Origin of the sequence: Citromicrobium bathyomarinum (assembly GCF_038594485.1) — a bacterium.
GTDB lineage: Bacteria > Pseudomonadota > Alphaproteobacteria > Sphingomonadales > Sphingomonadaceae > Alteriqipengyuania > Alteriqipengyuania bathyomarina_A.
Map to the genome: position 1 here is coordinate 1,005,001 of NZ_JBCFZG010000004.1, position 21,410 is coordinate 1,026,410.

Genomic DNA, 21,410 nt, shown 5'->3' on the forward strand with positions numbered 1-21,410 from the left:
GCCCGCTGCACGCAAGCTTCATTGCTTCGTGGTCATAGCGCCTGTGACCCACCCGATCCCATCTCGAACTCGGCCGTGAAACCAGGCAGCGCCGATGGTACTAGTGCTCAAGCACTGGAAGAGTAGGTCGCCGCGAGGCATTGCAGCTTGCGGGCAGCGGGGAAAACAAACCCATTCACAAGTCGAAGGGCTGACCCGTTACAGGGCGGCCCTTTTGGCGTCTCTGACGCCGACAATCGGTGCCGCGGGATGGAGCAGTCCGGTAGCTCGTCAGGCTCATAACCTGAAGGTCGTTGGTTCAAATCCAACTCCCGCAACCACCGAACCCCCGAGATCACCACACTTTTCGCCTCGCTGCTTACAGCGGGGCTTTTTCTGTGTGGGGACTTCGGCACGTCGTTTGGCAGATGCGCTCGCGCAGCCCCTTTGGGTGACCGTGTAAAGGCTGCTCCCTCGGTTGGCAGAATCGGAATCCAGATGAGCCATTCCGCTTCGCAGCGCCGGGCCTGTCCAAACAGTTTCCGCGTCCTGCTTTGTCGGGGCATGAGTAATGGAGAGATCTGTTCAAGGCCTCCCGCTCGGCGGCGGGCTAGTCGCGACATCTCGAATGACGGGATCCGGGGATGGCCTGTTCCCGGGCCAAGGTATCTCCGCCTCCCGCACGTCGGAAGCATGACGCAGTGCCCCTCAACGGGCCATGCTCACTCCTCGGTCCGGCCGGAATCGGGAACGAGCGGCGATGCGCTCGGTTTTCGAAATAAGCACCGGAAAGGACCGCCGTGACAGATAAAGGGCGCATTGATCACGACCTTCCGGTCGGCATCGAGAGCATGGGTGAGCGCGTCGAATTCGATTCGATGGGTGAGGTCCGGGTCCCCGCCGACCGCTATTGGGGCGCGCAGACCGCCCGTTCGCTGGAACATTTCGCCATCGGCGACGATAGGATGCCGATCGAACTGTGCCGCGCCTATGGTTACCTCAAGAAGGCCTCCGCCATCGTCAACGCGCGCCAGGGCCTGCTGCCGCAGGAAAAGTGCGAGGCCATTGCCATGGCGTGCGACGAACTGGTCGCCGGTGAGCTGGACGACCATTTCCCGCTACGCGTGTGGCAGACAGGCTCGGGTACGCAAACCAATATGAACGTCAACGAGGTGATCGCCAATCGCGCGATCCAGCTGCTGGGCGGCGAACTGGGCAGCCAGACGCCCGTTGCGCCCAACGACGACGTGAACAAGAGCCAGTCCTCGAACGATACGTTCCCCACTGCCATGCACCTTGCCATGATCGGCGCGCTCGATGCGCAGCTTCTGCCCGAGCTTGAGGAACTGGCCGAGGTGATCGAGCGGAAGGCGTGCCAGTGGAAGGATGTTACCAAGATCGGTCGCACGCACTTGCAGGACGCGGTCCCCCTGTCGGTCGGACAGGAATGGAGCGCATGGGCCGAGGCTCTGCGTGTGGCGGCCTGTGACCTGTCCCATGCGCGCGAGGCCCTGCTGGAGATTGCGCTTGGCGGGACGGCGGTGGGCACCGGGCTCAATGCGCCCGACGGTTTTGCAGAGGATGTCGCTGCGGAGATCGCGCGGCTGACTCGGCTACCCATCCGCACCGCGCCCAACAAGTTTCATGCGCAGGCGACGCTCGACGCGACGGTGCGGTTGTCGGCGGCTTTGCGCGGAGTTTCCGTAGCGCTGATCAAGATCGCCAACGATGTGCGCTGGCTCGCGAGCGGCCCGCGCTGTGGGATCGGAGAGCTGAAACTGCCTCAGAACGAGCCCGGATCCTCAATCATGCCGGGGAAGGTCAATCCCACCCAGAGCGAGGCGCTGCTGATGGTGGCTATGCAGGTGATCGGGCACGATACGGCCAATGCAATGGCGGGCAGCTGGGGCAATCTGCAATTGAACGCGATGCGGCCCGTCATCGCCGCGAATGTGCTGCATTCGATCCGCATCCTTGCCGATGGCTGTGCCAGCTTCCGTACCCACGCGATCGATGGGACTGAGCTGGATAAGGAGCGGATTGCAAGCTTGCGCGAACAGTCGCTGATGCTCGTGACAGCGCTGGTGCCGGAGATCGGCTACATCGACGCGGCGCATATCGCGGAGGCGGCAGATGCGAACGGCACGACACTGCGCGAGGAGGCGATCGCCAGTGGGAAGGTAAGTGCCGAGGATTACGACCGGATCGTAAGGCCGGTAACGATGATCGGTCACGGAGTGGCGGGGGCCTGACCACGATTGGGTCTCAATTCGCAATTGACTTGGGCGGGTGGGCCACGCCAAGCATATTGTGCACCTGCGAAATGGCCGGAAAAGAAAAAGGATAGGGGATGGGTATGCGCGAACTCGCTGGACTGAAGGTTGCCGATGAACTGGCGGAATTCGTCGAGGCGCGCTTGCTTCCAGGGCTGGATATTGCGCCAGATGCCTTCTGGGAGAAGTCGGCGGAGATATTCCACCGCTTCGTGCCCGAGAACCGCAACCTTTTGCAAAAGCGCGAGGCGCTGCAGTCCAAGATCGACGACTGGCACCGTGCAAACCCCGCACCGATCGATGCCGAGCAGTACCGGTCTTTCCTGACGGAGCTTGGTTATCTGGTGCCGGAGCCTGATGCGTTCAGTGTGAATCCGCAGAATGTCGACCCGGAACTGGCTCAAATTGCCGGGCCTCAGCTGGTGGTGCCGGTTCTCAATGCCCGGTTTCTGCTGAACGCCGCCAATGCGCGCTGGGGTAGTCTCTACGATGCGCTGTACGGCACCGACGCCATTCCCGGCCAGCCTGCGAAGGGTGGTTACGATGAGGAACGCGGCGCGCAGGTGATCGACTGGGGGCGCCAGTTCCTCGACCGCGCGGTTCCGCTCGATGGACAAATCTGGCGCAACTGGGATGGCACCGAGCCCAGGCTGAAGGGCGATGCGAAGGTCGTCGGCAGGTCTGGCGAGAACTGGCTGATCCGCCACAATGGGCTGCATATCGAGATCGTGATCGATCCCGATCATCCCGTCGGCAAGACCGACAAGGCTGGCGTGGCCGACATCATCCTCGAATCGGCGCTCTCGACAATCTGCGACTTCGAGGACTCGGTTGCGGCCGTCGATGCCGAGGACAAGGTGCTGGGCTATTCCAACTGGCTCGGCCTGATGAAGGGCGATCTGGCCGAAACCTTCATGAAGGGCGGGGAGGAGATGACCCGCACCCTCAATCCGGATCGCGAATATGTCGATCTGGAGGGCAAGCCGTTCGTTTTGCCAGGGCGCAGCCTGCTACTCGCGCGCAATGTCGGCCACTTGATGACGACACCCGCCGTGGTGCTGCCGGACGGAGGCGAGGCGCCCGAGGGCATTCTCGACGCGATCATGACCGCGACCATCGCACTGCACGATCTGCGGCGAAGCGGAGGTTTGAAGAACAGCCGGGCCGGATCGATCTATCTCGTCAAACCGAAAATGCACGGGCCCGAGGAATGCGCGTTCACCAACGACCTGTTCGACGCGGTGGAGGATATGCTCGGGCTGGATCGCAACACGATCAAGGTCGGCGTGATGGACGAGGAACGGCGCACCTCCGCCAATCTCGCCGCGTGCATCCATGCGGTGAAAGACCGGATCATGTTCATCAACACCGGCTTCCTCGACCGTACGGGCGACGAAATCCACACCTCGATGCGGGGCGGCGCGATGCTCCGCAAGGGCGCGATGAAGGAAACACTCTGGATTGCCGCCTACGAGGATCGCAATGTCCAGATTGGCCTCGCCTGCGGCCTGTCGGGCAAGGCTCAGATCGGCAAGGGCATGTGGGCCATGCCCGACCGGATGGCGGATATGCTGAGCGAGAAGATCGGCCACCCGATGTCGGGCGCGAATACGGCGTGGGTCCCGTCACCCACCGCCGCGACCCTGCATGCGACGCATTACCATCTGGTCGACGTGTTCGAACGTCAGGGCGAACGCTCGAAGGAAGGGATCGCGCCGCTCTCTGACCTGCTGGCGATCCCGCTCGCCGATGGGGTGAACTGGCCGGCAGAGGACGTCCGCGCAGAGCTTGAGAACAATGCGCAGGGTATTCTTGGTTATGTGGTCCGCTGGATCGATCAGGGTGTCGGCTGTTCGAAGGTTCCCAACATCGACGATATCGGCCTGATGGAAGATCGTGCCACGCTGCGCATTTCCAGTCAGCACATTGCCAACTGGCTGGAGCATGGCGTGGTCAGCCCGCAGCAGGTGGACGAGGTTTTGGTAAAGATGGCCGAGAAGGTCGACATGCAGAACGCGGGCGACCCCGCCTATCGCCCGATGGCCAGCGATCCGGAGGGAAGCATGGCCTTCCAGGCAGCGCGCGCGCTGATCTTCGAAGGGGCCGAACAACCGAGCGGCTATACCGAGCCGCTGCTGCACGCGTTTCGCCAGAAGGTGAAGGCGGGGGGCTAGTTCAGGCCGAGCAACTCGCACCGCCGAGCACACAGAAGCGCGCGCAGTGCGGGTGGTTGAGCTTCACCGCGCGGTTCGCTTCGGCAAGCGTTTCGCCAAGGTCGAACCCGCGATCATAGGGGATCAGCGTGCAGGCGACGACGCGCGGGGTGGGTTCTCCCTTGCGGTGGACGACCATGCGGCTTGTCGCGCACATGATATCCTCGGGTGATTTGCCAAGGATATCCCAGCACGCAGTGGTGATCTCGGCCACGTCCTTGTCCGCGTCCATTTCGGGAAACAGCACGCATCGCGCCGGGTCCTGCGCGTCTACCCGAATATTTTCGCGTTCGAACAGCTTTCCATATCCCTCGCGCGCCTCGATCATGCCTTCGCCCGGTAGCAACCGGCCCGCGACGGCGATGGCGAACCCATTGTCGGAGAGCCATTTGAGACCGTCGATCGCCGCGTCCCAGCTGTTCGCGCCGCGCTCCCCTTCGTGGACCGCCTTGGTGTGATGATCGAGGCTCACTCGGATGGTGAGCTTCGCGCCGTGAGCCTTCTGCAAGGCGAGCAATTTCTCTTCGTGCCGCCGCATCGGCTTCATCGCGTTCGACAGCACCAGCACGTCGAACCCGCGCGACAGCGCATCCTCCACCATCGCCATGAAGTGCGGGTTCATGAAGGGCTCGCCGCCGGTGAAGCCGATTTCGCGCGTGTGCCAGCCGTCGCGCTCGATCTCGTCGAAATAGCGCGCGGCATGCTCGGCGGTGAGATAGACCAGCGCATCGTTGGTCGGGCTGCTCTCGATATAGCAGGTCGCGCAGGCGAGATTGCACAGCGTGCCGGTGCACAGCCACAGCGTCTCCAGCTCCAGCAGAGGAACCTCCGCGCGCTGCGACCCGTCTGCGGTGACATCGGGACCGGTGAACTTGCCTTCGGGCAGCGCCTCGGCCTCGACCGCGAACGGGGAGGGGCCTTGCGGCGTGTTGCGGCTTTTGGAGCGGGACGCCATCAGCGGGTGATCTTGCGCAGCCATGCGCGCGATTTGGCATAGCCTTTGGGCACGCTGCCGAAGACGGTACCCTCCCACGCGCTGAAGGCCGCCGCCTTGGTGATCTCGCTGCGGGTCGGATAGGCGACGATGGCGCTGCCGAGCGCGAAGGTGCTTGCCTTGCCGGTGATCAGCTGGCTGAACGGCAGCAGCATTTCGCCCGCATTCCTGCCGACAATGCTTGCGCCCAAAATCTTCTTGCCATCCATCACCACCTTGAGGTGGCCTCGCGTGTCGTCTTCCGCAATGGCGCGTTCGTTGTCGTCGAAACCTTCGCGCACCACGACCAGCTTGTCGCCCAGCTTCTCGCGCGCCTGCGCTTCGGTCATCCCGATCTGCGCCACCTCGGGGTCGGTATAGGTGCACCAGGGCAGCGCTGACCAGTCGACCTTGGTCGGCAGGCCGAGCGTGATTTCGAGCGCGACATTACTGCCCTCGTAGCCCGAAACATGCGTCAGCCGAGGCCCCTCGCGGCAATCGCCGATGGCGTAGATATGCTTGAGGCTGGTGCGCCTTCGTTCGTCGACGGCAATGCCGTTACGCCCCAGTTCGACGCCGATCTCCTCCAGCCCGTAGCCTTCGACACGCGCCTTGCGACCGGTGGCGAGCAGCAGGTGCGTGCCCGCGATCTCCTGCCCGTCTTCCAGCGTCAGGGTGAAGCTGCCGAGAGCGCCGGGGACGACCTTTGCCGCTGTGCCCCGCACGAACATCACGCCTTCGGCCTCCATGCGTTCGACCACCACCGCGACCGAGTCCGGATCGTCGCGGCTCAACAGCGCCCCCGGTTCGATCACGGTGACTTCGCTGCCGAGGCGGCGGAAGCTCTGCGCCATTTCCATCCCGATCGCCCCGCCGCCGACGATGACGAGATGCTGCGGGAGAACCTGCAAATCCCAGATATTCTCGTTGGTGAGGTAAGGGATGGCGTCCAACCCCTCGATCGGTGGCACCGCAGGCGCGGAACCGGTCGCAATCACGATCCGCGGGGCCGAGAGCGTAGCATCGCCAACCTGCACCTTGCGCTTGCCGACGAAGCTGGCGTGGCCGCGATAGACGTCGCAGCCCATCTCCTCGAACCGCTCGACGCTGTCGTGCGGGGCGATCCGTGCGATGGTCTCGTGGATATGCGCGTGCACGCCCGGCCAGTCGATGCGCGGCGCGCCCAGTTGCACGCCGAAGCGGGTCTGGATGTTGGCGGTTGCCGCGCGCTTCGCAGCCGTGATCAGCGCCTTGGACGGGACGCAGCCATTATTGAGGCACTCGCCGCCCATCTCTGCGCGCTCGATCAGCGCGACCTTCAGGCCGAACAGGGCGCAGCCCCCGGCAGCGGTGAGTCCCCCCGCGCCAGCCCCGATCACGATGACATCGTGCGTAAATCCCATGCTCGCCCCTCAACCCACCTTGCCGACCGACGCGGACGTGTGGTGTGTAGGCATGTACGTAGCCGGAGGTCGACAGGTTTCATGATATTCACGCTGCTTCGACGCAACGTCCGTTGAGTAAAATCCTTATCACAGGAGCCGCTGGTCTGATCGGCGGAGAGGTCTGCGCGCGGCTGGTCGCGGCCGGGCACCGCGTCACGGCGCTGGTGCATCGCAATCCGGAAGTGCGCGGCAATGATGGCGCGCGCGTGTCCGTTTTTGAGGAGCAGGCCTGCGATATCCGTCAGGAAAGACTTGGGCTGGACGAAAGCACTTTCGCGCGGCTGGCGCGCGACACCGATCTCGTCGTGCATTGCGCCGCGACGATCCGCTTCGACCTGACGGACGAGGATTATGCGGCGGTCAACACACAAGGCACCGCCAATGTGCTCGCGCTGGCCGAGGCGGGCGGGGCAGGGCTGCTCCAAGTCAGCACCGCCTATGTCTGCGGCAAGCGGGATGGTGAAATCCGCGAGGACGACCCGCTGCCCACTGCTGGCTTCGCCAATGGTTACGAGAAGAGCAAGGCGGCGGCCGAGCGGCTGGTGCGCGCGTCGCAAGTCGACTGGGCCATCGCACGACCTGCTATTACGCTGGGCGAATACGCGACCGGCCGCATCCGCCAGTTCGATGCGATCTACCTCGCCTTCAAGCTGATCGCTGAGGGACGCATCCGGCTGGTCCCGGCAGGGGCGAACGCCACGCTCAATTTCGTGCCTGTCGACCATGTCGCAGGTGGGATCGTCGCGCTGGTTGCAAACTGGGAGAAGGCGAGGGGTGGCACCTACCATCTCGTTTCGTCCGAACCGTTGCCGATGGTCGACTTCGCCAAGGGGATCGGCGGCGTCGAAGGCCTGCACGAGCCGACGCTGGTCGATCCGCAAGCGTTCGACCATGCCAGCCTCCCCCCGCTGGAACGCCGCCTGCACGGGCGCGTCTCGGCGCTCTACGCGAGCTATTTCGAGCGCGATCCTCGTTTCGACGACAGCCGCTTTCGCTCGGTCACCGGGCTCGCATCGCAACCGGCGGATACCGCCTATCTGCGGCGGCTGATCGACTTCTGCGTCTCCGAAGGGTTCCTGCCCACCGCCTCGGCAATGGCAACGTAGCTTATCGCACGTCCGGGTAGTCGCGCGCCATGCGATCGCGCAGGCCAAGCGCCCACAGGATGCCGACCTTGAAGTAGATCCAGTTCGCCTTCAGCGGGCCCCACGCCGCAATTCGCCGGTCGGAGGTGCGCACGATGCGTGGGACCATGCGGATACGGCCAAGCCGCGCGAATTTCACGCACAGGTCGGCCTCTTCCATTACGATATCGCCGGGTGTGCATCCGCCGATTGCGAGGAAATCCTCCCGGCGGAAGAACATCGCGTGGTCGCCGAACAGCAGCCGCACGCCGCGCACGAACAGGTGCGGGCGGGTGACGAGCGGGGCGTACCACGTCTTCACGTAGTTGTGCGCGCTGGTCAGCCAGCGGGTCCTGGTCCCGGTGATCAGCGGGGTGAAGCTGGCGAGCGCAGTCCTCCGGTCGCTCAACGTCTCACGGATAACCGCGACCATATCGGCAGGCGGGAAGCTGTCGGCATGGACGACGCAGACAAGCGGCCCGGTGGCAGCTTCGACACCTGCATTGATCTGGCGCGCACGCCCGCGTTCGGCAGTGATGACGCGCCAGCCCGCCTGGGTGGCGAGTGCGACGCTTTCGTCCTCGCTCTCGCCATCGACCATGATGATCTGTGCGGGTGGCGGGTCGAGCGTGGCGAAATGCGATATGAGCGCCGGAAGAGCCACTGCTTCATCGAGGACAGGCACTACGATGGCGACGGCAGCTTCGCTCACGCGAGCAGCTCCGGCCATGCTTCGAGATCGTCACCCGTGTCGATGTCGGTCAGTTCGGGCAGCAGGTACGGGGTGATGCCGAGCGCATCGAGCCGCCGCCTGGTTTCGGGATAGACCTGCGGGGTGCTCCACGCCATGTCGGTGAACAGGTTGCGGCAGGGATCGCGCAGGCCAAGCAGCCAGTAACCGCCGTCATCCGCCGGACCGATCACCGCTGCGTGCGTGGCGAGGGCGTCGGCTGTCTCGCGCAGCAGCGCGGCGGTGAGGCCGGGGCAGTCGCTGCCGATCATCAGGCCCGGCGTGGGCACGCGCGCGAGCTTTTCACCCAGATCGCCATCGCCCTGATCGCGCACGTCGAGGTCGTCGCCCAACCAGTCGCGGAAGCGTGCTGGATCGTCGCCGGTAATGCGCAGGTGGAAGGGCAGGCCCGAAGCGCGCGCCTCGTGCACGGTCAGCTCCAGCAGCCGTGCGTAGAGTTTCGCCGCACCCTCGGCCCCCAGCGCGGGGATCAGCCGGGTCTTGGCCTTGCCCGGCTCTGGCCAGCGGGCGAAGATGGCGATCTCGGGCGTCATGCGATGCGGCATAGCGACAAGCCGCGGGCTTTCCCATAAGATGTGGCCATGGCGCGCATTTCCCCTCTGGCCATCGCAGGCATCGCGCTGATCGGCGGGCTGTGGCTTGCGGAGCGCGCGCGGCCCCTGCGCCGCCAGACGCACGAAACCTCAACCCGGCAGGTGCGCAATATCGCGCTGGGCGCGGGCACGATGCTGGTCGTCACCGCGATCGAGATGCCGCTGCTCAAGCGGCTGGCGAAGAACAACCGGCATGGTCTGGTGCAGGCGATCCCCTTGCCGCGTCCGCTACAGGTCGCGCTCGGCGTCGCGGCGATGGATTACGCCTACTACTGGTGGCACATCGCGACGCATCGGGTGCCGTTCCTGTGGCGCTTCCACCGGGTGCACCACATCGACCCCGACATGGACATGACCACTGCGCTGCGCTTCCACGCGGTCGACATGCTGGTGTCGCTGCCGTTCCGGGTGGCGCAGGTGGTGCTGAGCGGTGCCGATCCGACGATTTTGATGGCGCACCGCCGGTTCTTCGACGCATCGGTGCTGTTCCACCATTCCAACCTGCGCCTGCCGGGCCGCTGGGACGATAGTCTGTCGCTCGTCTTCACCACGCCGAAGATGCACGGCGTCCATCACTCGAAGGTGCCCGAAGAGATGGATAGCAACTGGACAAGCGGGCTTAGCCTGTGGGACCGGCTGCACGGAACGCTACGCCGCAAGCCGCAGGACTGCATCGATATCGGGGTTGCGGATCGTGCCTCGCTGGCCGATCTCACGCTCGGGAACAGTCTGCTTGCACCGTTTCGCGCTACGCCGGAACCGCTGCCGTCAGGTAATGTCAGCCTGCGATAGGCTCGTCGCGCTTCGTCCCGCTCTTCGGTTTTCCCTTGAGCACCCGGTACACGATCACCACCGACACCAACCCTCCGATCACGTTCGCGGCGAGTTCGGCGGCGTAGATCGCATCCGAATCCCACATCGGCCGCAGCAGCCAGCCGAAGGGCAGCATCACCATGAACACGCGCGCGCAGCTCTGCGCCAGCGCGAGGCTCGCCTTGTCGACCGCGTTGAGGATGCCGTTGCCCACGATCAGCAGGCCGAACCCGGCATAGCCCCACGCGGCGATCTCTAGGTAACGCGCGAATTGCCGCACGATGGCGGGGTCGTCCGTGAAGAATCCCGCGAACCACCTGGCCGCCGCGACCAGCGCGACTGCAATGACCAGCCCGTAGATGACCGAGAACAGCCCTGCACCGCGCGCAGCTGCACGCGATCTCTCCGGCTGGTTCGCGCCCCAGTTCTGGCCGACGATCGCCCCGATCGAACCCGATAGCGCAAGCAGCGGGACGATGGCGAAACTCTGCAACCGGCCCGCAGCACCGAATGCTGCAACCGCGCTCTGCCCTTCGAGAGCGATCAGCGCGGTCAGCACGGAAAGCCCAATGGGGTTGATCGCGTTGGAGAACGAGGCTGGCCCCGCCACGCGCATGATCGCGATGATCGGTTCGCGCGGGTTCTCGCACTGGCGGATGAGCGCAGGATTGAACGGCAGGTGGGTTCGTCCGACGCAGAACACCGCCAGCACCACCGCGATCGCCCAGCCGATCAGCGTGGCCCATGCCGCACCTGCAATCCCCATCCCATCGAACCCGAATGCGCCGGTTATCAGCAACGGGTCGAGCACCCAGTTCACCGCCGCGTAGGCGACGTTGATGAAACTGCTCATCTTCGCTTCGCCCTGACCGCGCAGAACGCCGTTGAAGCCCATCAGCACGAGCAGGAAGGGGAAGGCGAGCGCGAACGGGTCCATATAGTCGCGGATCAGCGGCAGCAGGGTGTCCGGCGCGTTCATCAGCCGAAACAGCGGTTCCTGCAGCAGCCACAGCGCTACGCCCAGCGTCACCCCGACCGCTGCCGCGAATACGACGCCCAGATTGGCGCGGCGTGCGGCCTGATCGTGATCGCCCGCACCCAGCGATCGCGCGACGACCGAATTGATGCCGACCATTACGCCCACGCCAAGGCTGGTGAGGGCCACGGTGATCGGGAAGATAAAGCTGATCGCGGCAAGCGGATCGGGCCCCAGCTGGCCGATGAAGTAGGCGTCGATCAGGCTGATCGACATGATCGCGGCGACCCCGATGATCATCGGCACGGTCTGGGTGACGAGATGGCCCGGAATGCTCCCGCGCGTCAGCTTGGCTTGTTTGCTCATTGCGCGGGGCGGTAGACCGAACGCTGCGCAAGCTAAAGCGCCAAATCGGCACGCTTGTGCGCGCGCCACGCGATGCCCTATCATGCGTGGCAAACAGACATGAAGGAGAGGCCCGATGGCGACGCAGGCGAAGCTGGATTACGAATGTTCGAAGGAAGAGTGGCAGGCGCGGCTGGACCTGGCCGTGTGCTATCGCATCTTCGACCTGCTCGGCTGGACGGAATCGATCTACAACCACATCTCGGTCGCCGTGCCGGGCGAAGAGGGTGCCTTCCTGATCAACCCCTTCGGCCTGCTGTACGAGGAAGTGACTGCGTCGAACCTCGTGAAGATCGATGTCGAGGGCAATAATATCGGCGGTTCGCCCTATATGGTGAACAAGGCGGGCTTCACCCAGCACGCGCATTTCCACAAGCATCTGGGCGAGCGCGCGAATGCGATCTGCCACGTCCACACCACCGCGACGATGGCGGTATGCAGCCACAAGGACGGTCTGCTGCCGACCAACTTCTACGCCTGCAATTTCCAGGATCAGGTCGGCTATCACGATTTCGAGGGCGTGACGGTCCGCGCGGAAGAAGGCGACCGGCTGGTCGAGAACCTTGGCGACAAGTCGATCCTGTTGCTGCGCAATCACGGCCCGGTGGTACTGGACAAGACGATCCAGGGCATGTTCCTGAAGATGTGGGCACTGCAGCGCGCGTGCGAGATTCAGGTCGCGACGCTGAGCATGGGCAACCCCCATCTCGTGCCGCAGGAAGTGGTCGATGTGCATCAGCGCGATCTTTCGGTGATGCAGGGCCAGGGTGGCGCGGGTATCTTCGATTTCGAAGCATGGAAGCGCAAGGCCACCCGGATCGACGACAGCTGGCAGCAGTGAGCGATCAGGCGGCGGCAGAGGCGCGCCATTGCGGCAAGTGCGGCGGCCGCAGCGCCGAAGGTTTCGTTCTCGACATGGGCTATGGCGAGGTGCAGCCTGCGCGCTGGCAAGAAGGAACACCCAAGACCGGATGGACCGGCAGCGTGAAGGTCGAGAAGAAAGAGCTCAAGCCGCTGCGCGCTTTCCGCTGCGAGCGATGCCATCTGGTCGAATTCTACGCCGATTAGGAACCACCAGCCGTGACGAAGATGACGGTCAATAACCGGCCGGTACAATACCTGCTCGATCCCGACACGCCGTTGCTGTGGGCGCTGCGCGATGCGAGCAATCTCACCGGCACCAAATATGGCTGCGGGAATGGGGATTGCGGGGCGTGCATGGTGCTGGTCGATGGGGTGGCGCTGCGATCCTGCCTGGTCACCATTGCCGAGGCTGAAGGGCGGCTTATCACGACCATCGAAGGCCTGAGCCGCGACCGGTCGCATCCCGTGCAGCAGGCGCTGGTCGCCGAACAGGCAATCCAGTGCGGGTTCTGCACGCCCGGCATTGCCATCGCCGCTGCCGCTCTGCTCGAAGACAATCCCTCACCCTCGCGTGAGGAGATGGACGCAGCCATCCCCAATTTATGCCGCTGCGGGGTCTATCCCCGGCTGGTGCGCGCGATTGCGCGCGCTGGCGAAGCGGCGAGCGGTGCAAGGCCGATCGAAGCGGCGCCGCCCCCCGCTATTGCGCCCGAAGAGGCTGCGCGCGAAGTGCCCGCGCTCAGACCCACGGGCGCCCAGCCGCAACGTAACTGATCCCATTTTCAAAGGACCACACGATGATGAAGGCAACCATCTGGCACAACCCCAAGTGCGGAACATCGCGCAAGACGCTGGCCATGCTGGAAGAACGCGATGGAATCGATCTGACCGTGGTCGAATATCTCAAGAATCCGCCGAGCCGTGACAAGCTCGCCCAGCTTTACAGGGATGCCGGGATCACTCCGGCGCAGGGGCTGCGCAAACGCGGCACCGATGCCGAGGAACGTGGACTGCCCGATGCGGATGCCGAGACGATCCTCGATGCCATGGCGGCGGACCCCATCCTGATAGAGCGGCCGCTGGTGGAAACGGAAAAGGGCGTGCGCCTGTGCCGCCCTCAGGAGAAGGTTCTGGAGATCCTCTAGAACCGTCTTCTCCCCAGTCCCGAAAAGGCCTAGTCGTCGGCGCGCGCCATCAGAGCCTCGTCGCTGTCGAGTCGCGTCCAGCCGATTATCATCACCGCGACGCAGAACCCGATGATCGCAGCGAAGCCGATCCAGTCGCTGTGGCCATACAGCCAGACGCCAAGCGCAGGCGCGTAGATGTAGCTCGCGCCATTGACGCTGGCGACCTTGCCGGAGACCTGGCCCTGTTCGGGCCTGCTGACCGAGAGAGACATGCCCGAGGTGAAACCGGGGCGGAACAGGCCGAAGCCTAGTGCCGCAATGGCAAAACCCAGCGCGATGCCGTGAAGATCGCCCGAAGTGCCGAAAATCGCCGCGCCCACGACGCTCAGTGCCATGCCCGCCAGCGTCGAGACGCGCGGGCCCAGATGCAGCACGGGGATCAGGCCCCATTGCGCCAGCAGGGTTGCGACCGCGCCGATCATCAGCACGATGCTGACCGGCCCGGCACCTGCCATCGGATCGTCGCGAAGACCCAGCCGATCCAGCACCAGGAATCCTGCAATACCCAGCATCATCGCCTGTGCGTGGCCGCCCAGCAGGCCGGAAAGCAACCACGGGCGAATGCGCGGGTCGGTCCATTTCAGGACGGGCGCATCCGAAGCTTCCGGGCGGGGTTGCCCGGCGTCCGGGGCGCTGTCTTCCGTTCCCTCAGTTTCCTCATCGGTCGCATGGCGACCTGCGCCGCTGCCTCCATAGGGCGCGTCGAAGGCGAGCCCGCGCGCGGCAAAGCGCGGCTCGTCGTTCGGCAGGCGTAGTCGCAGCGCGATGATCGCAAGGATGCCGATCATCGCGAAGGAAAAGAACGGGCCGGTAAGGCCAGCCAGCGGGAAGATCAGCATCGGGGCAAGCGCGGGACCGATTACCGTGCCGAGTCCGAAGCTGGATGAAATCAGCGACAGCGCCTGCGTGCGCTCGGCGCGCGGCGTGCGGCTGGCGACATAAGCCTGCACTGCCGGGGGCGCCGCAGAGCCAAGCAGGCCGTAGAGCGAACGGCACAGCGCGAACAGCAGCAGGGTCAGCAGCGGGGTGAGCCAGCCCGCGAGGCCGATCCACAGCACCGCACCGCACAGGCCCATCGAGGCGACGAAGCCCGACAGGCCCAGCGCCATCATCGCCTTGCGACCGCGCCGGTCGGACCGGCTTGCCCAGTAGGGCGCGAAGATCACCCACAGCAGCGCCGACCAGCTATAGGCCAGGCTGATCCAGACGTCGGCCACGCCCAGCGCCGTCCCGATCGACGGCATGACCGATTGCATCGCGGTGTTGCCCGCCGCCGAAACCAGTACCACGGTGAACAGCAGCGCCATGCGCCCGCGAGGTATCCCTGAATCCTCGACGTTGGTCGAGGAGGGGATGAGCGGCGCGGCGGAGCGTTCCGGTTCGGCGGTGGTATCGGTATCGGCGGCCATTGCGGCGCGACGCTAGGCCGCGGGCGCCACGCTGGCAATCGCCCGGAATGGTCGCTGAGTTATTCGAAGGTCTCGCTCACCGCTTCCGCATCGGGCCCCGCCAGCTGGCGATGGATCGCCGCCAGCACGCCCAGCATCAGCACGACGTACAGGGCGTTGAGCAGCGAATTGAACAATCCGCCACCGATTCGCGCGACCTCGCCACCGGCGAGGCCGAAGACGAGGCCCACGATCAGGCCGAGGACCATGCTGACGACGACGACCGCAATGATCAGCAGCGCCAGGAATGCGAAAATGCGCAGCGAATTGCCTTTGGTCAGACGCCACGACCGCATCAGCGCGGCGAAGGGATTGTAGACTTTCTCGATTGCGATCACCGGCGCCAGCAGCGAAAGCTTGATCGCAATGTAAACGAACGCGACGAAAACCGCGATTGCTAGGATTACGGTCAGCGCGGTAATATTGGCTGCCATGGCTGCGCCGAGGATCAGGCCCGCCACCACGCTGAAGCCGATGTAAAAGATGATGGTCGCGGCGATCGAGGTCAGGAAGCCGATCGCGCCGATGGCGATCGCCTGACCGACGGTCGGTCGGTTGCCGGCACGCAGCAGCGCCAGCAGGGCGAGGGTACCGATGGTCTGTGCCACGGTCAGCAAGGCAACCATCCACCAGATATCGGCATAAAGCGCCATGACCTGATTGAACGCCGCCGTCGGATCTTGCGGGTTTGATTCGATGCCCATTGCCGACATGTCCGGCATGAACAGCACGAAGGCGAGGTAGGGCAGGAAGAAGAACACGCCCGCCACGACCGCGACCACCGAAAGATTGGCCTGGATCAGATTGATCGCGTCGGTCCACGCGCGGTTGATATCGAGCTTCATGCCACCCCCTGAAAAATGTGGGCTCTTGATAAGCGACCGGCCTTGCGCCACGCAAACAAAAATGGCCGGAATCGAACAGATTGAATGGCGCGTCGAAGCCGAGCGCGTGCCCTATCGTCAGGCGCTGGCAGAGATGGAGACGCGCAACGAAGCGATCGCCGCCGGTGATGCGCGCGAGATGTTCTGGATGCTGGAGCATCCGCCCGTTTACACCGCAGGCACCAGCGCAGCGGAGAGCGAGCTGCTCGACCCGCGTTTCGAGGTGGTCGAGGCCGGGCGGGGCGGACGCTACACCTATCACGGGCCGGGCCAGCGGGTGACTTACGTGCTGCTGGACCTGCGCGAACGGGGCAAGGATGTGCGACGCTTCGTTCATGCGCTGGAGGATTGGGTCGCGGCGACACTCGTGCAGTTCGGCGTCGAAAGCTGGACCGTGCCCGAGCGGGTCGGAATCTGGACCAAGGGCCCCGATGGTCGCGAGGCAAAGATCGGTGCGATCGGCGTGCGCGTGCGCCGCTGGGTCACGATGCACGGATTTGCGGTGAACCTGTCGCCCGATCTGTCGCACTTTGCGGGAATCGTCCCATGCGGGATCGACGAATTCGGGGTTACCAGCCTCGCCGAGCTCGGCATCGAACTTGCGCCGGGTGCCTGGGATGAGGCATTGCGCGCGAACGCCCCCGCCTTTCTGCGGGCGCTCGAACAACAGGACGCCCGATGACCCGTTACGCCCTCGTATTGCCTGCCGTTGCGCTGCTGCTGTCCGCCTGCGGCGACGAGAAGGCGCCCGACGCCGATGCGACCGAGGAAGCAGGGCCGCAGGGACAGGTCTATGGCGGGACGATCAGCGACGCGATGCTGCCTGTGGGCGAGGTAAAGTCGCAATCGCCCCAGCGCGGGAATGACGGGCCCGATGCCGATGCCGACAAGGAGGATGAGGACGACGCCGAGTAGCGCCGTCCTTTCCTTGTCGGTTCAGGCGGTTTTCGCCGTTTCTTCTTCCAGAGTCGGGTAGTCTATGTACCCTGCTGCGCCGGGCAGATACCAGCTCTGCGGGACGTTGACGTTTTCCGCCAGATGCGCGCCCTTGGCGATCCGGGTGGGCAGGTCGGGGTTGGAAATGAAGGGGCGGCCGAAGCTGATCGCGTCGGCGCGACCGCTCTCGACGTCCTTTGCGGCCTCTTCCGGCCCGTAGTCGCTGTTGAGCACCAGCGGGCCGGTGTAGATACCGCGAATATGTGCATCCTGCTGCGGCACGTCGGTATTGCCGAAAGTCCCGTTCGGGCCCGGCTGGCGCAGTTCGAGGAAGGCAATGTTGCGATCCTGCGCGACCTTGGCTGCAGCGCCGAAGGTTTCCGCCGGATCGGGATCGTCCGCCCCTTGCGTCTCGCCATTTGGCGACAGTCGCAGGCCAACGCGGTCCGCACCCCACACGTCGATCAGCGCGTCGAGCACCTCGCCCAGCAGTCGCGAGCGGTTTTCGGCCGATCCGCCATATTCGTCTTCGCGCAGGTTGGTGCTGCGGCGCAGGAACTGGTCGATCAGGTAGCCATTCGCGCCGTGCAGCTGGACGCCGTCGAAGCCCGCCGCCTTCGCGTTCTCGCCCGCCTTGCGGTAATCTTCGACCACGCGCTTGATCTCGTCGACCGAAAGCGCGCGCGCCTGTTCATAGTCCTTGCGCCCCGTCGGCGTATGCGCGTGGCCTGGCGCGGTGGTCGCGCTGGCGGAAACCGGCGGTTCGCCGCCGAGGAAATCGGGGTGAACGATCCGCCCCATGTGCCACAATTGCAGGACAATGCGGCCGCCTTCCTCATGCACGCCATCGGTGATCGGCTTCCAGCCTTCCACCTGCTCATCGCTCCAGATGCCCGGCGCGTTCGGCCAGCCGAGCCCTTCCACGCTGATTCCGGTCGCCTCGCTGATGATCAGACCTGCGCCCGCCCGCTGGCGATAGTAGGTTTCCATCATTTCGTTGGGCACGAAGTTCGGCGGGGTCGCCCGCCCCCGGGTGAGAGGGGCCATGAGGATGCGGTTGGGCGCTTCGATCGCACCAAGGCGGAGCGGCTGGAAAAGGGCGTCGTGCATGGAGGTGGTCTCCTTATTTTGTTGACCCGAATGAGTTGCGCGGAGTTAGGGGCGCATAATGGCCACCGCAAGCAACCCCGGCGATAGTTCGCCTTTCGCACTGCAAAGCATCTCTCCCGGCGGGCTCCACTGGGCGGCGCTGATCGTGGGGAATATCGCACTGGCTCTGGGGCCGTGGTCGGTCCGGCTGGCCGATAGCGGCCCGGTGGCGGCAGGATTCTGGCGGTTGACCCTGGCATTGCCGGTGATCTGGCTGATCGCACGCCGGGCAGGGCAGCCTGTCTTCGGTGTGCCTCGCCGAACCGCCCTGCTGGTAGCGCTGGGGGCGCTCGCCTTCGCGATCGATCTCGGCAGCTGGCATATCGGGATCGAGCGCACGCGGCTGGGCAATGCGACCTTGTTCGGCAATGCGGGCAGCATCGTATTGCTGTTCTGGGGGCTGGCGGTGGCACGAACGCTGCCTTCCAGGACCGAGTGGCTGGCGATCGTGCTGGCACTCGGGGGCTCGGCCATTCTGCTGGGGCGCAGCGCGGATATCAGCGCGACCACTCTGGTTGGCGACCTGTTCTGCATCACCGCCGGTCTGTTCTACGCGGTATACCTGCTCAGCCTGCAGGATGCGCGCCGCGCGCTCGGCAGCTGGGGGCTGCTGGCGCGGGTGTGCATGATCGGCGCGCCGGTGTTGCTAGCCCTCGCGCTGGTGAAGGGAGAGCCGGTTTGGCCGCACGACTGGACCCCGCTGATCGTGCTCGCTCTGCTCAGTCAGGTGATCGGGCAGGGGCTGCTGGTATTCGCCCTGCGTGCTTTCCCGCCGATGATCATTGGCCTCGCACTGCTGATGCAGCCTGCAGTCGCGGTCGTGTGCGGGTACGTCGCTTTCGGCGAAGTGCTCGGCCCGCTCGATCTGCTGGGGATGGCGATGGTGGGCGCGGCGCTGGCCGTCGCGCGAGCGCGCGTCGGCTGACGCCTATTCGGGGCCATCCGCCACGCGTTTGCAGAACAGCGCGTAATGCGCCTCGACCTGCTCGAGATCGGGGCCGACCAGGCAGGTCTTCGCTTGCCGCATAAGCTGGTGTGCTTCGTCGCGAACGACTTTGTGCCGCACCGGATCGGTAATCGTCGCTGCGGTGCTTTCGAGTGAATCGAGCATGACCGTCGCGGCCGGGGGGCTGGTCGCCACCGCAGACCGGATCGTGCCGAAACCACGCCGAACATAATGGCTGAAGTCGTCTGCTATCGGCAACAGGGGGTGGCGGCCGTCCTCGTCCGGCTTGCCCACCGACCAGTTCAGGTCGCGCTTGCCCAGTTCGGCGGTCGCAGCCCCGATCCAGTGCAGCGAAGAGATCGCCGTGAACGGATCGTTGATCCCGGGCGAGAGCGCACGCAGGCCTATCTCCACCAACTCGTCCATCATGAAATGCAGGTCCTGCGTCGGCGTGCGCGCTTCGCCCAGGGCGAAGCAGTCGCGTACTTCGTCGTCCCATTTTTCGTCGGGCCGTTCGGACCAGTATCCTATCGCGACCGACGGATGGACGAAGTCGCCCGTTCGCACTGCAAGTTGCAGTTCCGCGCCGCTATCGCGCGCGACCTCCAGAAGCTCTTTCCAGTTGATCACCTGGATATAGCCGGTGCCATTGGCGAATATTGGCGTTCCTTCCCGCACCTTACCCTCGACCCGCGCCTTCATCGGCTCGTCGAAGTTCTTGCGGATCGCGGACAGCAGGCGACGTCCGATCCCTTCGAGCACCGCATTGATCCGGATCGACGATGGCACGTGGTTGAGGAAATAGACCAGCACCATGACCGAAATGGCCATGAACAGGTACGCAACGAGGAGCGACAGCTGCGGGACGAACCCCTTGTATCCGTCTTGCGGGGCCAGCATTCCCGCTTCGTCGGGCATGCGCACCGACAGCAACACGGTAATCGCGAAAACGAAGGTGCCGATAAAGGTCGCGAGGCTTAGCTGATTGCCCCGGTCTTCCATGAAATTGGTCAGCAAACGCGGGCCGTAATTGCCACTGGCATAGGCGACCGCTGCGATCGTGATCGAGAACACGGTCGACGCGACGCCGATCATCGAACCGGCGATCACGGTCAGCATATTGCTCGCCCCCTCGGGCCGGGCGGGCGGCAGCCAGTTGAGCTGGTCGATCCATCCGGTGAGCCCGCGCCGGTCGAGTTCGACGGTCAGGATCGCCAGCAGCAGGGTCGCAAACGCGAACAGGCCCGGGAAGAACCAGTAACTGGCGTTAATGTCGCTCCACAATTTGCGCAGTCTGGCGATCATTTCCGTGCGTCTCTTCCCTGTTGAGGGACCCAGTTAGGGACTTTGCCCGTGTGTGTCTCGCGGCGAAACGCGGACGCGCAGATTATCCTTACCGGAATTGCACTTGCACCCGCTTCCTGCAATTGAGCGCGGCAGTGGCGGGCGGGTCGCGTTCCGCCCCTGAAAGGACGTACATGGCTGCCCCCGTAACCGATAACACCGTTATCGAACCTTCGATTGCCCAGGCCCAGGCCGCGCTTTCCAGCATAGAGAATATCGTCACCCTGACGAGCCAGCAGTACCAGCTGGTATCGTTAATCCTCATGGTTAGTTACGGCGCATTCTTCGCCTTCATCCTGTTCTTCGTGATGAGCGCGCACAATCTCGCGCCGCGTTACCGTCTGGTGCCGATCCTTTCGGCTGTCGTCATGGCGAGCGCCGGGATCAGCCTGCTGCAGGAATTCTCGCTGTGGAAGGAAAGCTACGCCTTCGTCGACGGGTTGTACCGCCCGCTTGCCGAGAACGAGGTGTTCACCAACGCCTATCGTTACGGCAACTGGACGATCACCGTGCCGATCCTGCTGACGCAGCTGGCGATTGCGATGGGTCTGCGCCAGTCCGACGTCAATCGCAGGTCGCTGCGGATGGCGGTGCCCGGTGTGCTGATGATCTGGGCCGGTCTCTACGGCCAGTTCGGCGCGGTCGGCGATTTCTCGCATCTCAACCTGTGGGGCGTCGTTTCCACGATCTTCTTCCTCTGGCTGATCCTCGAAGTTCGGCAGACCCTGATTGCCGGGATGGTCAACACGCCCGACATCCTGAAGCCGTGGCCGAACAACCTGTGGTGGTTCTTCCTCGCGACCTGGGGGCTCTATCCGATCGCCTATGCATTGCCGCAGCTCGGGGCGAAGGGCGAAATCGTGGTCGCCCAGCAGGCGATCTTCTGCTTCGCAGACATTGCCACCAAGCTCGTCTACGGCCTGATCCTTGCGCGTTTCGTGCTGCGCCGGAGCGCTTTTGAAGGCTATATGCCCGCCGCCGACGCGATGGCGTCCCCGCCCGAAAAGCCGAACACCGGCGGGCCGGGGCTGCGGCGCGCACCGTAACTTCGCAAATCGTCTCCCTGACGATGATGCGATGAAGGCCGGGGTGGTGGTTCGCCCCGGC

21 protein-coding genes, 1 tRNA gene and 1 rRNA gene are annotated in these 21,410 nt (G+C 64.5%); 14 read left to right on the forward strand and 9 right to left on the reverse strand.

Annotated features, from left to right (window positions below):
* Nucleotides 1-24: 24 nt before the first annotated feature.
* From rrf to AAG591_RS10330, 4 genes are all read left to right on the forward strand, one after another.
* Nucleotides 25-139: ribosomal RNA gene (gene rrf / locus AAG591_RS10315) — 5S ribosomal RNA — on the forward strand.
* Between the two features lie 104 nt (nucleotides 140-243).
* Nucleotides 244-320, forward strand: a tRNA-Met gene (locus AAG591_RS10320).
* Nucleotides 321-830: 510 nt separating this feature from the next.
* The gene (locus tag AAG591_RS10325) at nucleotides 831-2,231 is read left to right on the forward strand and encodes a class II fumarate hydratase (RefSeq protein ID WP_425341659.1); all 1,401 of its coding nucleotides are present in this window, start codon (nucleotides 831-833) and stop codon (nucleotides 2,229-2,231) included.
* A gap of 104 nt (nucleotides 2,232-2,335) precedes the next feature.
* Entirely contained in the window at nucleotides 2,336-4,426 is a 2,091-nt protein-coding gene (locus AAG591_RS10330) for a malate synthase G (RefSeq protein ID WP_342531263.1), read from the forward strand.
* Between the two features lies 1 nt (nucleotide 4,427).
* On the opposite strand, the gene AAG591_RS10335 is transcribed toward AAG591_RS10330, so the two are convergent.
* Together AAG591_RS10335 and AAG591_RS10340 are read right to left on the reverse strand one after the other, a co-directional pair.
* Complete coding sequence (locus AAG591_RS10335) at nucleotides 4,428-5,444, reverse strand: radical SAM protein (protein WP_342531135.1); 1,017 nt, start codon at nucleotides 5,442-5,444, stop codon at nucleotides 4,428-4,430.
* The gene (locus AAG591_RS10340) at nucleotides 5,420-6,841 is read right to left on the reverse strand and encodes a dihydrolipoyl dehydrogenase family protein (protein WP_342531136.1); all 1,422 of its coding nucleotides are present in this window, start codon (nucleotides 6,839-6,841) and stop codon (nucleotides 5,420-5,422) included. Before AAG591_RS10340 ends, AAG591_RS10335 begins: the two co-directional genes overlap by 25 nt.
* A gap of 113 nt (nucleotides 6,842-6,954) precedes the next feature.
* Here AAG591_RS10340 and AAG591_RS10345 point away from each other — a divergent pair, with 113 nt between their 5' ends.
* A complete protein-coding gene (locus tag AAG591_RS10345) occupies nucleotides 6,955-7,989 on the forward strand; it encodes an SDR family oxidoreductase (RefSeq protein ID WP_342531138.1) in 1,035 nt (344 codons plus the stop codon).
* Nucleotide 7,990: 1 nt separating this feature from the next.
* Here the strand turns inward: AAG591_RS10345 and AAG591_RS10350 are convergent, their stop codons facing one another.
* Nucleotides 7,991-8,719 (reverse strand): glycosyltransferase, encoded by a 729-nt coding sequence (locus AAG591_RS10350; protein ID WP_342531139.1) that lies wholly within the window; start codon nucleotides 8,717-8,719, stop codon nucleotides 7,991-7,993.
* Nucleotides 8,716-9,291: a TIGR04282 family arsenosugar biosynthesis glycosyltransferase gene (locus AAG591_RS10355; RefSeq protein WP_342531140.1), complete on the reverse strand. Its 576-nt coding sequence runs from the start codon at nucleotides 9,289-9,291 to the stop codon at nucleotides 8,716-8,718. Before AAG591_RS10355 ends, AAG591_RS10350 begins: the two co-directional genes overlap by 4 nt.
* Before the next feature lie 48 nt (nucleotides 9,292-9,339).
* On the opposite strand from AAG591_RS10355, the gene AAG591_RS10360 reads away from it, so the two are divergent.
* Nucleotides 9,340-10,143, forward strand: coding sequence for a sterol desaturase family protein (locus tag AAG591_RS10360; protein ID WP_342531141.1), 804 nt, complete (start codon nucleotides 9,340-9,342; stop codon nucleotides 10,141-10,143).
* Here the strand turns inward: AAG591_RS10360 and AAG591_RS10365 are convergent.
* Nucleotides 10,130-11,506 (reverse strand): MATE family efflux transporter, encoded by a 1,377-nt coding sequence (locus AAG591_RS10365; protein ID WP_342531142.1) that lies wholly within the window; start codon nucleotides 11,504-11,506, stop codon nucleotides 10,130-10,132. The two genes, AAG591_RS10360 and AAG591_RS10365, sit on opposite strands and share 14 nt — an antisense overlap.
* Before the next feature lie 115 nt (nucleotides 11,507-11,621).
* Here AAG591_RS10365 and AAG591_RS10370 point away from each other — a divergent pair, with 115 nt between their 5' ends.
* Genes AAG591_RS10370 through arsC form a run of 4 tightly spaced genes read left to right on the forward strand, consistent with a single transcriptional unit; the run spans nucleotide 11,622 to nucleotide 13,554 of the window.
* A complete protein-coding gene (locus tag AAG591_RS10370) occupies nucleotides 11,622-12,386 on the forward strand; it encodes a class II aldolase/adducin family protein (protein WP_342531144.1) in 765 nt (254 codons plus the stop codon).
* Nucleotides 12,383-12,613: a hypothetical protein gene (locus AAG591_RS10375; RefSeq protein WP_342531145.1), complete on the forward strand. Its 231-nt coding sequence runs from the start codon at nucleotides 12,383-12,385 to the stop codon at nucleotides 12,611-12,613. The genes AAG591_RS10370 and AAG591_RS10375 overlap by 4 nt, the downstream gene beginning before the upstream one ends.
* Nucleotides 12,614-12,625: 12 nt before the next feature.
* The gene (locus AAG591_RS10380) at nucleotides 12,626-13,183 is read left to right on the forward strand and encodes a (2Fe-2S)-binding protein (protein WP_342531146.1); all 558 of its coding nucleotides are present in this window, start codon (nucleotides 12,626-12,628) and stop codon (nucleotides 13,181-13,183) included.
* 26 nt (nucleotides 13,184-13,209) lie between these two features.
* Nucleotides 13,210-13,554 carry an arsenate reductase (glutaredoxin) gene (arsC, locus tag AAG591_RS10385; protein ID WP_342531264.1) on the forward strand — a complete coding sequence of 115 codons (345 nt, stop codon included), beginning with the start codon at nucleotides 13,210-13,212 and terminating at the stop codon, nucleotides 13,552-13,554.
* A gap of 29 nt (nucleotides 13,555-13,583) precedes the next feature.
* Here the strand turns inward: arsC and AAG591_RS10390 are convergent, their stop codons facing one another.
* The gene (locus tag AAG591_RS10390) at nucleotides 13,584-15,005 is read right to left on the reverse strand and encodes an MFS transporter (protein ID WP_342531147.1); all 1,422 of its coding nucleotides are present in this window, start codon (nucleotides 15,003-15,005) and stop codon (nucleotides 13,584-13,586) included.
* Between the two features lie 59 nt (nucleotides 15,006-15,064).
* Nucleotides 15,065-15,889 (reverse strand): hypothetical protein, encoded by an 825-nt coding sequence (locus AAG591_RS10395; RefSeq protein ID WP_342531148.1) that lies wholly within the window; start codon nucleotides 15,887-15,889, stop codon nucleotides 15,065-15,067.
* A gap of 61 nt (nucleotides 15,890-15,950) precedes the next feature.
* On the opposite strand from AAG591_RS10395, the gene lipB reads away from it, so the two are divergent.
* Together lipB and AAG591_RS10405 are read left to right on the forward strand one after the other, a co-directional pair.
* On the forward strand, nucleotides 15,951-16,610 hold the full coding sequence (gene lipB / locus AAG591_RS10400; RefSeq protein ID WP_342531149.1) for a lipoyl(octanoyl) transferase LipB: 660 nt from the start codon (nucleotides 15,951-15,953) through the stop codon (nucleotides 16,608-16,610).
* Nucleotides 16,607-16,843 carry a hypothetical protein gene (locus AAG591_RS10405; RefSeq protein ID WP_342531150.1) on the forward strand — a complete coding sequence of 79 codons (237 nt, stop codon included), beginning with the start codon at nucleotides 16,607-16,609 and terminating at the stop codon, nucleotides 16,841-16,843. The genes lipB and AAG591_RS10405 overlap by 4 nt, the downstream gene beginning before the upstream one ends.
* 21 nt (nucleotides 16,844-16,864) lie before the next feature.
* On the opposite strand, the gene AAG591_RS10410 is transcribed toward AAG591_RS10405, so the two are convergent.
* Nucleotides 16,865-17,974, reverse strand: coding sequence for an alkene reductase (locus AAG591_RS10410; protein ID WP_342531151.1), 1,110 nt, complete (start codon nucleotides 17,972-17,974; stop codon nucleotides 16,865-16,867).
* A gap of 58 nt (nucleotides 17,975-18,032) precedes the next feature.
* Between AAG591_RS10410 and AAG591_RS10415 the strand changes: the two genes are divergently transcribed.
* Nucleotides 18,033-18,938: a DMT family transporter gene (locus AAG591_RS10415; protein WP_342531152.1), complete on the forward strand. Its 906-nt coding sequence runs from the start codon at nucleotides 18,033-18,035 to the stop codon at nucleotides 18,936-18,938.
* Between the two features lie 3 nt (nucleotides 18,939-18,941).
* Here AAG591_RS10415 and AAG591_RS10420 read toward each other — a convergent pair whose 3' ends face one another.
* The gene (locus AAG591_RS10420; protein WP_342531154.1) at nucleotides 18,942-20,264 is read right to left on the reverse strand and encodes a DUF2254 domain-containing protein; all 1,323 of its coding nucleotides are present in this window, start codon (nucleotides 20,262-20,264) and stop codon (nucleotides 18,942-18,944) included.
* Between the two features lie 173 nt (nucleotides 20,265-20,437).
* On the opposite strand from AAG591_RS10420, the gene AAG591_RS10425 reads away from it, so the two are divergent.
* Nucleotides 20,438-21,349 carry a bacteriorhodopsin gene (locus AAG591_RS10425; RefSeq protein WP_342531155.1) on the forward strand — a complete coding sequence of 304 codons (912 nt, stop codon included), beginning with the start codon at nucleotides 20,438-20,440 and terminating at the stop codon, nucleotides 21,347-21,349.
* Nucleotides 21,350-21,410: the final 61 nt, after the last annotated feature.